12 protein-coding genes are annotated in these 14,881 nt (G+C 47.1%); 8 read left to right on the top strand and 4 right to left on the bottom strand.

Annotation, left to right across the window (positions count from 1 at the left end; genetic code table 11):
• Window positions 1-11: 11 nt before the first annotated feature.
• The 3 genes from DNHGIG_RS03220 to DNHGIG_RS03210 all read left to right on the top strand — a co-directional run bounded on the left by DNHGIG_RS03220 (window position 12) and on the right by DNHGIG_RS03210 (window position 5,178).
• On the top strand, window positions 12-2,426 hold the full coding sequence (locus DNHGIG_RS03220) for a sugar phosphate nucleotidyltransferase (protein ID WP_282198306.1): 2,415 nt from the start codon (window positions 12-14) through the stop codon (window positions 2,424-2,426).
• Between the two features lie 194 nt (window positions 2,427-2,620).
• Complete coding sequence (locus tag DNHGIG_RS03215; RefSeq protein WP_282198305.1) at window positions 2,621-3,880, top strand: MFS transporter; 1,260 nt, start codon at window positions 2,621-2,623, stop codon at window positions 3,878-3,880.
• A gap of 272 nt (window positions 3,881-4,152) precedes the next feature.
• Window positions 4,153-5,178: a glycoside hydrolase family 15 protein gene (locus DNHGIG_RS03210; RefSeq protein ID WP_282198304.1), complete on the top strand. Its 1,026-nt coding sequence runs from the start codon at window positions 4,153-4,155 to the stop codon at window positions 5,176-5,178.
• Between the two features lie 77 nt (window positions 5,179-5,255).
• On the opposite strand, the gene DNHGIG_RS03205 is transcribed toward DNHGIG_RS03210, so the two are convergent.
• From DNHGIG_RS03205 to DNHGIG_RS03190, 4 genes are all read right to left on the bottom strand, one after another.
• Complete coding sequence (locus DNHGIG_RS03205; RefSeq protein ID WP_282198303.1) at window positions 5,256-6,080, bottom strand: methyl-accepting chemotaxis protein; 825 nt, start codon at window positions 6,078-6,080, stop codon at window positions 5,256-5,258.
• A 145-nt stretch (window positions 6,081-6,225) separates the two neighbouring features.
• Complete coding sequence (locus DNHGIG_RS03200) at window positions 6,226-7,587, bottom strand: PFL family protein (protein ID WP_282198302.1); 1,362 nt, start codon at window positions 7,585-7,587, stop codon at window positions 6,226-6,228.
• Between the two features lie 12 nt (window positions 7,588-7,599).
• A complete protein-coding gene (locus DNHGIG_RS03195; RefSeq protein WP_282198301.1) occupies window positions 7,600-7,878 on the bottom strand; it encodes an ACT domain-containing protein in 279 nt (92 codons plus the stop codon).
• A gap of 144 nt (window positions 7,879-8,022) precedes the next feature.
• Entirely contained in the window at window positions 8,023-8,463 is a 441-nt protein-coding gene (locus DNHGIG_RS03190) for an acyl-CoA thioesterase (protein WP_282201340.1), read from the bottom strand.
• Window positions 8,464-8,665: 202 nt separating this feature from the next.
• On the opposite strand from DNHGIG_RS03190, the gene DNHGIG_RS03185 reads away from it, so the two are divergent.
• From DNHGIG_RS03185 to DNHGIG_RS03165, 5 genes are all read left to right on the top strand, one after another.
• Window positions 8,666-10,321: an ATP-binding protein gene (locus DNHGIG_RS03185; RefSeq protein WP_282198300.1), complete on the top strand. Its 1,656-nt coding sequence runs from the start codon at window positions 8,666-8,668 to the stop codon at window positions 10,319-10,321.
• Between the two features lie 814 nt (window positions 10,322-11,135).
• Window positions 11,136-12,230, top strand: a complete 1,095-nt coding sequence (proB, locus tag DNHGIG_RS03180) for a glutamate 5-kinase (protein ID WP_282198299.1) — start codon at window positions 11,136-11,138, stop codon at window positions 12,228-12,230.
• Window positions 12,231-13,490, top strand: coding sequence for a glutamate-5-semialdehyde dehydrogenase (locus DNHGIG_RS03175; RefSeq protein WP_282198298.1), 1,260 nt, complete (start codon window positions 12,231-12,233; stop codon window positions 13,488-13,490).
• A gap of 135 nt (window positions 13,491-13,625) precedes the next feature.
• Complete coding sequence (locus DNHGIG_RS03170; protein ID WP_282198297.1) at window positions 13,626-13,997, top strand: ATPase; 372 nt, start codon at window positions 13,626-13,628, stop codon at window positions 13,995-13,997.
• Between the two features lie 217 nt (window positions 13,998-14,214).
• Complete coding sequence (locus DNHGIG_RS03165) at window positions 14,215-14,859, top strand: spore coat protein (RefSeq protein ID WP_282198296.1); 645 nt, start codon at window positions 14,215-14,217, stop codon at window positions 14,857-14,859.
• Window positions 14,860-14,881: the final 22 nt, after the last annotated feature.

The raw sequence follows: 14,881 nt of genomic DNA, 5'->3' as shown, positions 1-14,881 counted from the left end.
GTGCTAATCGTATGAAGGCTGTCATCATGGCTGGTGGAAAAGGAACACGCTTGCGTCCGCTCACATGCAATAAACCAAAACCGATGGTTCCTCTTTTAAATCGCCCTTGTATGGCATATACCATTGACCTGCTGAAAAAACACGGAATTCGAGAAATCGCGGTAACGCTACAATATTTACCGGAAATCATCCGAGACCATTTTGGCGATGGAAGTGAGTATGGTGTTAACATCCATTATTTTGAGGAAACCGTTCCTCTTGGAACAGCCGGGTCTGTAAAGAATGCTGAGGATTTTCTTGATGATACATTTATTGTGATTTCCGGTGATGCACTCACCGATTTCGATTTGCGGGCGGCCATCGATTACCACAGAACCAAGCGTGCTTTAGGAACCATCGTGTTGACCCGCGTTGACGCTCCTTTGGAATACGGTGTCGTTATTACCCGGGAAAACGGAGTCATCGAAAGATTTCTGGAGAAGCCAAGTTGGGGTGAGGTGTTTTCGGACACAGTCAATACCGGAATCTATATATTTGATCGATCGGTTTTGGAATATATTCCCCACGATACGGAATTTGATTTTTCAAAAGACCTGTTCCCCATTCTTCTTAAAATGGGGCTGCCTCTATACGGTTATGTGGCTTCCGGATATTGGTCCGACATTGGAAATCTGCATCAGTACAGACAGACGCAGTTCGACATGCTTGACGGCAAAGTGGATGTAAAAATCGAAGGGAACGAACTGTATCCGCGAGTGTGGGTAGGGCAGGATGTACAATTGGCTGATGACATTCGCATGGAAGGCCCAGTCTTCATTGGCAGTCGCTCTGTGATAGAAGAGAAAGTCGAAATGGGGCCGTATACGGTGATCGGTGAAAACAATCGAATTCAGCCGGGAGTCTCTCTGCGCCGTACCGTCATATGGAATCAAAATTATGTTGATCACGGTGCGGAACTTAGGGGAGCAACGATTGGTTCACAGGTATACTGTGGTTCACATTCCGCATTTTTTGAAGGAGCGGTCGTGGGTGATGAATGTACGGTCGGCATGAAATCGATCGTGAAACCAAATGTCAAAGTGTGGCCCAATAAGATCATTCAGGAAAGCACCATTGTGCATACATCATTAGTATGGAGCGAAAAGTTGGAAAAACGTTTATTTAGCGGAAAAGGCGTGGCCGGAGTTTGTAATGTCGATATTACACCTGATTTCGCCGGGCGTTTGGCAGCCGCTTTTGGTGCCACTCTTCAATACGGTGCGCGTATTGCCATTTCTTCCGATGCACATCCTTTTTCTCAATTAATCAAACGTGCATTCATGTCCGGACTTCAATCGGCAGGAGTCCATACTTTAGATGTGGGAGAGATGACAACACCTGTGCTACGGTATGCGACTCGTAAGTTGCATGCGCACGGGGGAATCCATGTCAGACAGGTGGGCCAACAGACTTACAATCGGGTACTCATCGAGTTCCTCGACAAGAATGGAATGAATATCGAAAAAGGGATCGAACGTAAAATCGAAAACGCATACTGGCAGGAAGATTTTCGACGCGCCAATTCTTCCCAGATTGGTGGGGAGGATTGTGTCCTCAATATGAAGGAAGCATATCTATCTGCACTGATGAACACGGTGAAAAATGACAGTATCAAAAAGAAACGCTACAAAATGGTCGTCCAATATGATCAACGCAATTTGTCGGGAATCGTACCTAATTTCATGGAAAAATTGGGCTGTCGAGTACTCTCGATTCAGCTTGAAGATGCGGCAAAAGGAGAACTGCCTGTAATGGTTTCCGCCAACCAGGCAGACTTTGGGGTTCGCATCGACAAGAATGGCGAGCGAATCATATTGGTAACGGAAGATGGGTTCGTGATTGAAGAAGATGTGATGATGGTCATGCAAGTTCTCGTTTATTTACTGACCGGTCGCAAAAACAAAATCGCCGTGCCCGTTTCGGCCCCATCGATTATCGAGATGTTGGCAGATCAATGGGAAGGCGAGATTGTCCGGACAAAAGCGAATCCTCGCGCATTGATGGAGCCATGCAGTGATGAGCCTTTCTTTCTCTTTTTTGACGCGTTGTATACACTCGCTTTGGTACTGGAGCTTATGGCGGTTCAGGAAAAGAAACTTTCTGAAGTGTTATCGATGATTCCTGATTTCCATTTATTGCATAGACAGGTTCCTTGCCCCTGGGAAGACAAAGGTAAGGTCATGAGAAGATTAATTGAAGAAACAAAAGGGGAGTATGTAGAGTTGGTGGATGGTATCAAGATTCATCATACCGGCGGATGGGCGCTCGTGCTGCCGGATTCGGATGCGCCCGTATTCCGCGTGTTTACACAAGCGGAGACGCTGAAAGCGGCGGAGGAAATGGCGGCCGCTTACGCGATGAAAATTCATACCTATCAGGCGGAGTGAGTTTTCAAATGCACCCAAGCGTTTTCTTCCGGAAATGATGGAGGGAAACGCTTTGTTTTTGTCGTTATCATTTGAATTTTTGATCAATAGAATAATGTATTCTTATAGTTTGAAATATCAATAAATTAGAATGTTTCTGTAAGAAATATCGACGGATGAAACTCCAAATTTTTTGAGGGAAGGAGTGCAAGTCGATGCGAATGTGGATTTTGTTTCTTCTTTTTACAGGAACTTTGATCAACGCGATCGATCGATCAAGTCTAGCAACAGCCAACACATATATAGCGAAAGATCTTCACCTGAATTTGAGTACGATGGGATGGGTACTTTCATCCTTCGGATGGGCATATCTCGTATTTAATCTTCCGGCCGGATGGCTTTGTGACCGTTTCGGCACGAAAAAGGTTTACGGATTTGCCGCGTTTTTGTGGTCGGTCGCTTCAGCAATGACAGGATTGGCAAAAGGTCTTACCATGTTATTGTTTAGTCGTATCCTTGTAGGAGCTGGGGAAGCGGCGAATTTTCCTGCGGCAACCAAAGTGATTGCGGAACATTTTAAGGATCATGAACGAGGGGCAGCGACGGGGGTTTATCTGGCAGGTTTGCGTCTCGGATATGCGTTAACTCCAGCGCTCATGGTAGGGCTGATGTTGGCTTTCGGTACACAAGCGCATCCTGACTGGTCGATGGCTTTCTATATAACGGGTATTGGGAGTCTCGCTTGGGTTGTTCTATGGTTTCTTACTTTTCGTGAAAGCAAAGAAAATGGTTCTTTCTCACACGCAATTGAGTTGAAAGAGAAAGCTTCCGTACAAAGTTTGCTCAAATATCGCAATACCTGGGCGATTATTTTCATCAAGTTCTTCCAGGACTACCTCTATTACTTATTTCTCACATGGCTGCCTGGCTATCTGGATACAGCTCGTCACCTTGATTTGAAGCATGTGGCCTTTTATTCCACTTTGCCGTGGATTGCGGGTATGATCGCTCAACCTCTCATCGGTGTTTTAAGCGATCGTTTGATTCATGCCGGTTATGATCATACGAAGGTCAAGAAAACATTGCTTGTCGTCATGCAGATGATCTCCGTTTCGGTCATCGGCGCTGCACTCGCTGATTCAGCTATAAGTGCCGCATGGTTGCTCGTGATCACGATGGCGGCTGAATCTGCTTCCACGGCGATCTTATGGTCTTTGCCATCTGACCTGGCACCGAGAGGAACAGCTGGAACGTTAGGCGGAATGATGAACACAGCCGGAGCGATCGCATCGATTGTATCACCCGCCTTGACGGGTTATATGGCCCAACATTTCGGGTTTGCCTCCGCGCTTGTTTTAGGCGGTGTCATGATGGTTGCCGCAGCCCTGTCTGTGCTCTTCTTCCTGGCAACGATCCGTCCGATGAATAAAGAAGACGAGAATTCTTCTTTCTTCATGAGCAATGAGACGATCTAAGCAAGTCATAAAAAAGATCCTTTCATCGCTATGGTTGCAAGCGGTTATAAAAATCGCTTGCAGCCATTTTTTATTGAGCCGCTTAAACACAAATGATAATTCGAGTCAAGTGTCATTCAAGCGAGCTTGGCATACAATGTATCATCTACACGTAACGATCCGGTGGATAGAAAGTTAACAGTAGAAGAGATGTATAACAGATGGTTTTTCTTGAAACGTATAATTCGTATCCGAGGTCGTCGAGAATGGTTAGGGGAAAGGGGGAATGGGCGATGAAGCGTGAGGCGTATGCAATACTCGACGAAATGAGATTGCCAAACGGTTTGTATGTAGCCAGCTTGTCCCATGACTATCGACATATCTGGATACGAGACACATGTTATACGGTTTTTCCTTACGTTCACCAAGACAACGGGAAGTATGAACAAACGTACTGGAGCATGCTCGATATTTTCAGACGTTACGAATGGAAGATCGATATTCACCGGAAACAACGTCCTATAGAAGTATATGAATACATTCATCCCCGATATTCCGCAGAGACGTGCGAGGAATTGCCGTCACCTTGGGGGAATGCACAGAATGATGCGATCGGCTTGTTCTTATACGGTCTGGGTTACGGATATAAGGCGGGCAAACGTGTGCTTCGAGATGATCAAGACATTGCGATTGTGAGAAAAATCTGCGAGTATCTTTATACCCTCGAATACTGGAATGATGAAGATAACGGGATTTGGGAAGAAAATAGGGAATGGCATGCGAGCAGCGTAGGTGCTTGTATCGCCGGACTTCGGGCGGTACAAGACCTGGCGGCTGTTCCCGATGCATGGATCACGAAGGGGCTGCGAACTCTCTACCAACGTCTGCCCAATGAGAGTGACAGCAAAGAGGTGGATCTGGCTCTTTTAAGTCTCATTTACCCCTATCAACTGTTGCCCAAAGAACTGACAAACGAAATCGTTACAATGGTCGAGCAGCGTCTGTTACGCGCTCGGGGCGTCATTCGCTATATAGGGGATCTCTATTACAATGATCATGGAAGGGAAGCGGAATGGTGCTTCGGCATTCCGTGGCTCGGGCTTTGTCACCTGGAGTTGGGGAATTGGGAGAAAGCAAAGATGTACAAAGACTGGACAGAATCGTTGATGATCAGACCGGGTATACTGCCCGAGCTCTATTACGGGGGGACGGATACTCCCAATCCCAATACTCCTCTCGCATGGGGGGGTTCTATGTACATTCAACTGACGGAACGATTGGAATCCGCCACAATGAACGCTAGCAAAAGCGTAATCTGAGGTCAGGGCTCTCGCTCGCGATGAGCGAGAGCCCTCATGATGTACGGAATGGTCGAACAGGTAATCGCTTTCAATCATCATACATCGATGGAAGCGGCGTTGCGAAGGTTTTCGGATGTTTGCGCGATCTGCCCGAAGGCAGCATGTAGTTCTTGCAGACTGGCGGAATGCTCCTGCAGATTTGCTGCAATTTGTTGAATGGAAGAGTCAATTCGTTCGATGGCTTTTATGATATGGTCAAGCTGTTTTTGAATATGTTGTACCGATTGTTTGCTATCGTCCGCCATTTTGCGGATTTCTGTGGCGACAACTCCGAAACCACGCCCATTTTCCCCAGCTCGGGCAGCTTCAATCGCTGCATTGAGACCCAAAAGATTCGATTTGTGGGCGATGTCCTGTATAAAGGAAAGAACGGAGCTTATATTTTTGGTCTCTTGCATAACGGTTTCAGATTCTTCTGCAAGATGCTGAACTTCAGAAACCACTTGGTTGGACGACTGTGCAATCCCTTCCGTTGTAACTGAGATTTGCTCAATGACAGCGGAAAGCTCGTTCGCGCCGGTGCGTAAGGTATCTAATCTCTTGTTCGAGACGATGGCACCCAATACCCCCACAAATTCCTGGTCGTCAAAGATCGGTACTGCGGAAGATATATAAGCGAAACCGTGACCTTCGGATCCCCGCTCTGCACGTAAGGGTACTCTTTTCTGCATGACCTGCCACGTTACACTTCCGGGATATTTACTCATAGATTCTCCGACTCGGAGCTTCAAATCTACCTTCTTACCGGGTAAATAACCGATGATTTTTTCCGTGTCTGTAAGAACCAGACAAGCATCTTCCGGATAGGTTGCCTGATAGATTTCCAAAGTATCTAATATGCTTTGAAGTTTCTTGTTCATCATAATACTCCCGCCAAATGATTAATATCAATTCAATTATACAGAAAGTTATGAATGGGGTGGAGTGAGAATTTTCGAAAGAGGATCCAAAAGAACGGATGTACCTTATGCGACACATCCGTTTGCATTCATAAGAAATTCAACGTTAATTCGTGAGTGACTGAATGGGAGCAGGGATCCGCCCCCCGCGTTTTGCGAAGAGAGTCGATGAAAAAGGATTCACATTCAAGATGGGAGCACGTCCCAACAATCCGCCGAATTCCACATGATCCCCCGCTTGTTTGCCGGGGACAGGAATGATGCGGACGGCCGTCGTCTTTTTGTTAATCATACCAATCGCCATTTCATCGGCGATCAGTCCGGTGAGCGTTTCAGCAGATGTATCTCCGGGTACAGCGATCATATCGAGACCCACGGAACAAACGCTCGTCATCGCTTCCAGTTTTGCAAGGCTTAACGCTCCCGCCTCAATCGCTGCGATCATGCCATTGTCTTCGCTCACAGGGATGAATGCGCCCGACAGGCCGCCGGGGTAGGAAGTAGCCATGGCGCCTCCCTTTTTCACCGCATCGTTTAAGAGAGCCAGAGCGGCTGTAGTGCCGTGTGCCCCGCATCGTTCAAGACCCATGGCTTCAAGAATTTCCGCTACACTGTCCCCGATAGCGTTAGTAGGGGCAAGAGAGAGATCGACAATACCGAAGGAAACGCCGAGTCTTTCAGCCGCTTGACGTCCAACAAGCTCTCCGACGCGTGTAATTTTGAAAGCGGTGCGTTTAATCGTCTCCGCCAAAGTACCAAAATCTGCATCCGGATGGCGTTTGACGGCAGACAAAACAACTCCGGGTCCGCTAACCCCCACGTTGATGACAGCATCCGGTTCTCCGAATCCGTGAAAAGCTCCTGCCATGAACGGGTTATCTTCGACCGGGTTGCAAAAAACAACCAACTTGGCGGCGCCGATTCCTTGTTTATCTTTCGTCGCTTCGGCGATATCTTTAATCCTTCTGCCCATGAGTGAAACCGCATCCATGTTGATTCCCGCTTTCGTTGAAGCCACAGAAACGGATGAACAGACGCGTTCGGTCAATGCTAATGCTTGCGGAAGCGATTCGATCAGTGCGGAGGTGGACGGCGTCATTCCTTTATGTACAAAAGCCGAATATCCGCCGAGAAAGTCCACTCTCACCTCTTTGGCCACCTCGTCAAGCAACACAGCCACTTCAATATAATCATCGACAGACAACCCGGCGATGGCATGGGCGATCGGCGTTACCGAGATACGCTTGTTAACGATCGGGATCGCGATCTCCCGTTCGATCTCTTCCACGACTTCCACGAGCCTGTTTGCATGACGGATAATTTTTTCCCTGATTCTTCGTTTGGTTTCCGTAAGTGCATCTGCTCGACAGTCCTCCAAATGAATGCCCATCGTCACCGTGCGTATATCCAGGTTTTCCGTTTCGACCATGCGAATCGTTTCTACGACTTCCTGAACAGAATAACTCATACAAAATCCTCCTTAGATTCGGTGCATCGAACGGAAAAGTTCTTCATTTTGCAAGGTGATTTTAACTCCAATATTACGACCGAGTTGTTCCAACTGATTCTGTATTTCCCCAAGAGAATGCGGACATTCCTTCAAATCGGCAACGAGGACCATGGTGAAGAAATCTTTGAGGATGGTTTGCCGAATATCTACGATATTAATTCGGTTGTCGGCCAATACTTTCGTTACTTGAGCGATGATGCCAATTTTATCGATTCCCACTACAGTTACTAAAGCTCTTGTGTTCAACACACACCCTCCCCACATAAAAAAACCATCATCCATGAAGGAAAATGGCTACCAGCCGCATTGGGCGGTTTAAAACTTTTGTGACGCGAGAATATTCTGTATTGGTAAGGAGGGTACCAAAAAAATGTTGCATACGTCAAGAGGTGATCAGGAATGCCAGCGCTTCCGTCTTTTCTTGCGTATCTCCTGTCTTTCTTTGGCTCGTTCGAATTGAAACTTTTCTTCCTCTGTTTCCGGTTCCAGGGGCGGCACGGGTACCGGACGGCCCTCCTCATCAACGGCAACAAATGTTAGAAAACAAACGCCGGTGACTCTTCGCTCGCCAGTAGCGATATTCTCTCCTTCTACAACCACTTGTACTTCCATAGAAGTACGGCCTGTCCATGTGACCACCGCTCGCAAGCAGATCGCTTCCCCTACGTGAATAGGCGCCAAGAAATCCATGCTGTCAAAAGAAGCGGTAACCACAGGTTTTCCAGCATGACGCATCGCGGCAATACAGCCGATACGGTCGATATATGACATCACTTCACCACCGAACACGGTTCCGTGTTGATTGGTCTGCGGCGGTAGGATAATATCTGTCATTTCGATCTTTGATTCAGAAGGTTTTTTTGGACGCACATCTATCACCTCAAATACGAAGTCTCAATATTTATCCTACCAAATTACGAATGAGGTTACACGCCACTGTGAAAATGGCGAACGATTTAGCAAAATCGCGCTTGTACTGACACTTTATGTCCCTATGTGGTATAGTAAAAGAAAACAAGTATACGGGGAATTCCAAATGAGAATGGATTTTCATGATCGTAGGCGTCAGATGGTGGAAGATTCCTGGAAAAGGTGTCTGACATCAGGGGTAGACCCGGATGGGGAACCTCTATGTGTATCCGATCAAGAATTAGAACACTTACGCCAAAAAAATCAAACGTTTCTACAAGTATCCATCCCTTTTATCAATTCCCTATTAATGCCTGAACAAGATTTCATCATGGGGATTAATGAAGAAAACGGTTGCATTCTGGAGGTCTTCGGTTCATCGGAACTCGTTCGCCAAGCGGCGGCGTTTCATATACGTCCGGGTGCCGTGTGGACGGAAGAATCAATAGGTACCAATGCGATCGGAACAGGCATCGTCCTTAATAAGCCTGTTATCATCAGGAAGGAAGAACATTATCATCGTTTACAACGTTCTTTTATTTGTTTCTCCGCGCCGATCTGTGACGGACAAGGAAACTATATGGGAGCTTTGTCGGTAGGAAGCGACAAGGAATTGGATCCGGTCGTCATCAACATGGTGAAGGCGGCGGCACGTGCGATCGAAAAAGAACTCCATCTCACTCAGCAGAATCGGGAATTGGAGTTCCTGAATGACTTTCTATTTGAAGGTTCCTACCGGTATATGCTAATGGTTTCACGTGACGGAAGAGTTTTGCGCGCGAATAAAATGATGATGCAGGAAATCCCCGACATTGTAGGGAAACACATATCCGAATTGTTTCCGGATGAAGAAGAATCGATCGCCACGATTCTCTTGGAAAGTATGGAAAAAGAGATAGAATATGTGGATCGTGAAATCCAGGTTGTTGTTCAACAAATACCTGTACAGAAAAAATATTTTACCGTCGATACTCGACTGATACGCAACCACAGAAATCTAACGGGCGTCGTTGGAACGATGCGAGATATCACGGAGAAAAAACAGTTGGAACGACACATCCTGCAAAACGAAAAATTGATCGCCTTGGGACAATTGGCCGCCGGTTTGGCACACGAAATTCGCAATCCTTTAACCAGTTCGCTTGGATTTCTGCAATTACTTACTAGCGGTGACCTCGAATGCAAGAAGGAATACCTAGAGTTAATTTTTCATGAATTGAAGCGGATTAACAGTCTTCTGACAGAGTTCGTTATGCTGTCAAAACCGATTGCCCCGATGCGAAAGGCGGTTGCATTGTCTGACGTCTTACAAAATGTTATTACCTTTTTACAGCCGCAAGCACTCTTACACAATGTCCAATTATCCTATACGCAATTAACACCATTACCCGTGGTCAATATCGATGCCAAACAAATGAAACAAGTGCTTCTGAACGTGATTAAAAATGCGATTGAAGCCACAGGCGTAGAAAAAGTCGTACTGTTGGGAGAATGCAGGGAAGATCATATTCATATAGAAGTTCGTGATGATGGAAGCGGAATTCCACCAGGAATTCTCGATCAGATTTTTAATCCATTTTATTCAACGAAAGATGAAGGTACCGGACTTGGATTACCCATCTCGCTTCAGATCGTCCAAAATCATGGCGGTCATATGACCGTCGAGAGCGAAGAAGGTAAGGGGACGGCTGTTCATATTTGTTTGCCATTATCAGCTGTGAATGTTCAGGATGGAGTTGCTATGCAATGTTCGGTTGACACGAGAGCGGGGAAATCGGTATAAAGTAAATAAGGAATATACATCATGCAATGACGGAGAGTAAAGGCAGTCACTTGCGTTCAGAGAACAGGGTTCATAGGCTGAAAGACCCTGTCGTTAAAGTCTGCCGATCCCGCCTCCCGAGCATTTTCGTTGAAAAGACGAAACGGCTATCGGCCGTTATCCGATGATGAGTGGGCAGAGAAGCATCGACATGTGCTTGGCTGCCAACGAAGGTGGTACCACGGAAGTGAAACCTTTCGTCCTTCGGGACGAGGGGTTTTTTTGTATTTATAAAACGGTTACGCTACATCACTTTGACTAAGCATGGGCGGCACCAGCAGAAGAGATTTTAATCTGCCATAATCAACAGAGTGGCTTTTGGGTGGGTTGTATCGCTTTGCAGCGCAGAGGTGAGATGAGGGTCGTTCCGCTTCCTTAAACCATTCAAGAGGGCCATATGCTTTGCGCGTAATAGCGACCTTGAAGGTCGTCTCGCAACATTGATCATATTCCGTGCGAGACGGCCTCCACGGAGCATGAGCGCAAAGCATATGCCTCAAAGACGACCTTCATCGAACCCAAGCGCAAAGCGATATACCCACCCAAGCACAAGTTTTCAAAGTGGCCCTCCATACCGCAAGCAGGAGCCATCAGATAATGAAAAGTGTCTTTAGATGGGCGTAATGCTTTGCGTGAGACAGCGACTTTGGAGGTTGTCTCGCGACATTTGATCATTGTTCCATGCGAGACGACCTCCACGGAGCGCGAACGCAAAGCATACGCCCACCAATCTACACTTTTTTCAAGATACATTTCGACGAAAGGTGGGTGTGAATTGAGCCGGCAGAAAAAAAGAATCGTTGTGAAAGTGGGCAGCAGCAGCCTGACAGATGAGCGAGGCATCATCTGTATGGAACGGATGAAAACCTTGGTGGAGAGCTTGGTGCGTCTCAAGCAGGAAGCGAATACGGAAGTGCTTCTCGTCTCTTCGGGTGCTGTTGCGGCAGGACTCGGTCATTTGCAATGGTCGCGTACAATGATTACCATGCCGGAAAAGCAGGCTGCAGCCGCCGTGGGACAAGGTCTTTTAATCGAAACGTACAAACATTTATTCGCTGAATACGGAGAAATGATCGCACAATTGCTTTTGACGCGAGGAGATATTGAGGATCGTAAGAGATATGTGAATATCCGTAACACCCTTGAGACGTTGCTTCACTATGGAATCATACCCATTGTCAATGAAAATGACACCGTAGCGGTCGACGAAATCCGCTTCGGTGACAACGATACATTGGGAAGTTGGGTAGGGATCCTGGCGGAAGCGGATCTCGTGATCCTGTTAACCGATATCGATGGATTGTACACGGCGAACCCAAAAGAACATCCGGATGCTCGACGAATCGAAGTGGTAAAGGAGATAACCCCCGAACTGGAAAAGGCTGCCGGAGGAACAGGATCCGTCCATGGAACGGGAGGCATGAAAACGAAATTGCAAGCGGCAAAGATCGCCATGCAAGCGGGAATTGAACTGGTGATCGCGCATAGCCGTACAGAACGTGTCATTGAAAGGGTTGTTGCCGGAGAACCTTTGGGCACCCGTTTTCTGCCGCAAAAAAGACTTTCCGGAAAGAAACAATGGATCGCATTCGGATCGAAAGTGAAAGGGCGCTTGTTTGTCGATGACGGTGCTGCGGATGCACTCGTTCATGGTGGAAAAAGTCTCCTGGCCCCAGGAATTGTTCGCATCGAAGGCACATTCACGGAGGGCGACGCGGTGGAAATCGTACAGTTAGATCAAAGGGTGATCGCCAAAGGGATCGTCAATTACAGTGATGCCGATCTTCGGATGATCTGCGGTTCGAGCGAACATCATTTGCGGGAAGTTGTCCATCGCGATGTCATGATATTACTGGAAGGAGTGGTATAAATGACAGAGTTGTATGAAGCGATTGTCGAGCAAGCGAAATCTGCGAAACGGATAGAGAAGATTCTCGCTATGAAAACAACGGAAGAAAAGAATCGGGCGTTGAAGGCGATGGCTTCCGCTTTGGAAGAAGATATGGAGCGGATTTTGCAGGCCAATCGAGAAGATGTGCAAACAGCAAGAGAAATGGGGATACCGGAAGCGAAGATCGACCGCCTCATTCTCAATGAAAAGAGAATTCGCGACATGATGGAAGGACTCTATTCGGTCGCAGAGCTGGCTGACCCCGTTGGTGAGATCGATGAATCATGGACCCGCCCCAATGGTCTTGTTTTGCAAAAAGTACGGGTACCTTTCGGACTGATCGCCATCATTTACGAATCACGCCCAAACGTTACTGTAGACGCCGCGGGATTATGCCTCAAAACCGGAAACGCAGTGATTTTGCGCGGAGGAAAAGAAGCGCTGCAGAGCAATCTCGCCCTCGTTCGATCGTTGCAGAAAGGGTTGGCGGCGGCTGGATTTCCGAAAGAAGCCGTTCAGCTTGTAGAACGCACGGAGCGTGAAGCTGTCGATATCTTGATTCAACTGAAAGAGTATGTCGATCTTGTGATTCCCCGGGGAGGAGCAGGCTTGATTCAGCGCGTTGTCCGAAACAGCGTTGTGCCTGTCATTGAAACCGGGGTAGGAAACTGCCATGTGTATGTGGATCAACATGCGGATTTGCAAATGGCTACCGAAATCGTTGTCAATGCAAAAGCGCAGCGTCCGTCCGTATGCAATGCGATGGAAACCCTCCTTGTGCATCAGTCGGTCGCTCCAAACTGGTTGCCCGATGTTGTGGAAAGATTGCGCCAGGCGGGCGTGGAAGTGCGTGGATGTGAACAGGCACGCCGAGTGTTGCCTGATTTGCCGGCCGCACTGGAGGAGGATTGGGAGACCGAGTATTTGGATCTCATTTTGGCGGTAAAAGTGGTTCGCGATCTCAATGAAGCGATTGAACATATCGACAAGTATGGTACGAAACATACGGAGGCGATTGTTACACAGGATCAAGCCACTGCTGAGAAATTCCTGCGTGCAGTCGATGCGGCCGCCGTGTATCATAATGCGTCGACCCGTTTTACCGACGGCTTCGAATACGGCTTTGGAGCTGAGATCGGAATCAGTACACAGAAAATGCATGCGCGTGGGCCTATGGGACTCCGAGAACTAACCAGTTATAAGTATATAGGGCGAGGTAGTGGACAAATTCGTGCATAATTGCCCCTTGATTTTCGCCTGGGACTGCAGTATCTTACTGCTTAAGAATTCAGTCAATGGCTGGGTTGTCTATGAATCGTTGATCTCATATAGAAGAGGAATAACATCTCTTGCAAGAAGGCGAGGGGGGTTACAATGTTTCGTCTAGGGCAGAAAGTGATCATTCAGGGGGATCGCTTCGAACAGAATCTTCCCATAGGGGAATATGCATATATACTTGCATATGATAAAAACCCGGACAGCGCATTCGATTTTGTTATTCGTGTTCCGAAGTTAGATAAAACATTTTATGTTCCCGAAGCGGATATTGAACAGGAAGAAGTGCTCATCAAAAAGGCATCGGCAAAAGCGCAACGGGATGCGCTGATCGATTATGCGTTGCGCACGAGAAATAAAGAATTGTTCGACGAGCTTGTAGGAAGCAAGAAGAAAGAAGATCAAGAGGAGCCAAAAAATATGTCGCAAAGGGACTTCATTCGAGAAGTCAACCGGCGCGCATGGGTATAATAGCGTGTTTTCCTTGAAGTTCTGTACAACATGTAAAAAAACTACATGAATATGTAGAAGGGTTACCGTTCGGTGAACCCTTCTTTTTTTTCTGATTCCATGGATGATCAAGTCATGTCTTGGAGATGCTAAATATCGGCTTCGGAAGAAAACTTCCGCTTAACCTCTTTGACGATATGCCTCATGTTATAGCATCTTACTATTAGGAGGAATGTGTATGCCGTACGGTGCGCATGAAGCGATGGAAGCGCATGAAATCTTGGGTGAAAAAATTTGTATGATCGATCATTTTTCGATGTATGCACAACAATGCCAAGATCCTGTGTTACGAAATATGATCGATCGCCATCTTCAATACGCGATTCAAAGTTACAACGAATTGGTTTCGTATACACACGATTATCACGCAGTGAGTCCCCAAGCAGCCCAAATCTCGCAGGTGGCAAACCCGCAATCGATTCAATACGGCCTGCGCAATCCTGCCCCCGCTTCACCTCAGATGAATACGGGACGATTCACCGACCAGCAAATTGCGGTGGCTTTGCTTTGTGCACACAAGAATTCGGCAAAGAACCACATGTCAGCAGCACTAGAGTGTTCCGACCCGAATCTGCGCCAATTGATGGTGAATAGTGCAAATGCGTGTGCACATCAAGCGTTTGAAGTGTTTCAGTATATGAATCAAAAAGGTTGGTATCAAGTACCTACTTTGGAAACCCATACAGCGAAAACGATGTTGCATCGCCATCAACCGGTAGCCAGTACTCAAGGAACAACCGCTCCGTATATGCCGCCTCGTCCGATGTATATTTCGCATCCGGGACAACAAGGGATTCCTCAACCGCCGCACGGGTATCAATAATATCGACAAAGGATTTATCCAT

Origin of the sequence: Collibacillus ludicampi (assembly GCF_023705585.1) — a bacterium.
GTDB classification, from domain to species: domain Bacteria; phylum Bacillota; class Bacilli; order Tumebacillales; family BOQE01; genus Collibacillus; species Collibacillus ludicampi.
The sequence above is the reverse complement of the archived record's forward strand: the minus strand, read 5'-3'. Positions and strand labels throughout refer to the sequence as shown.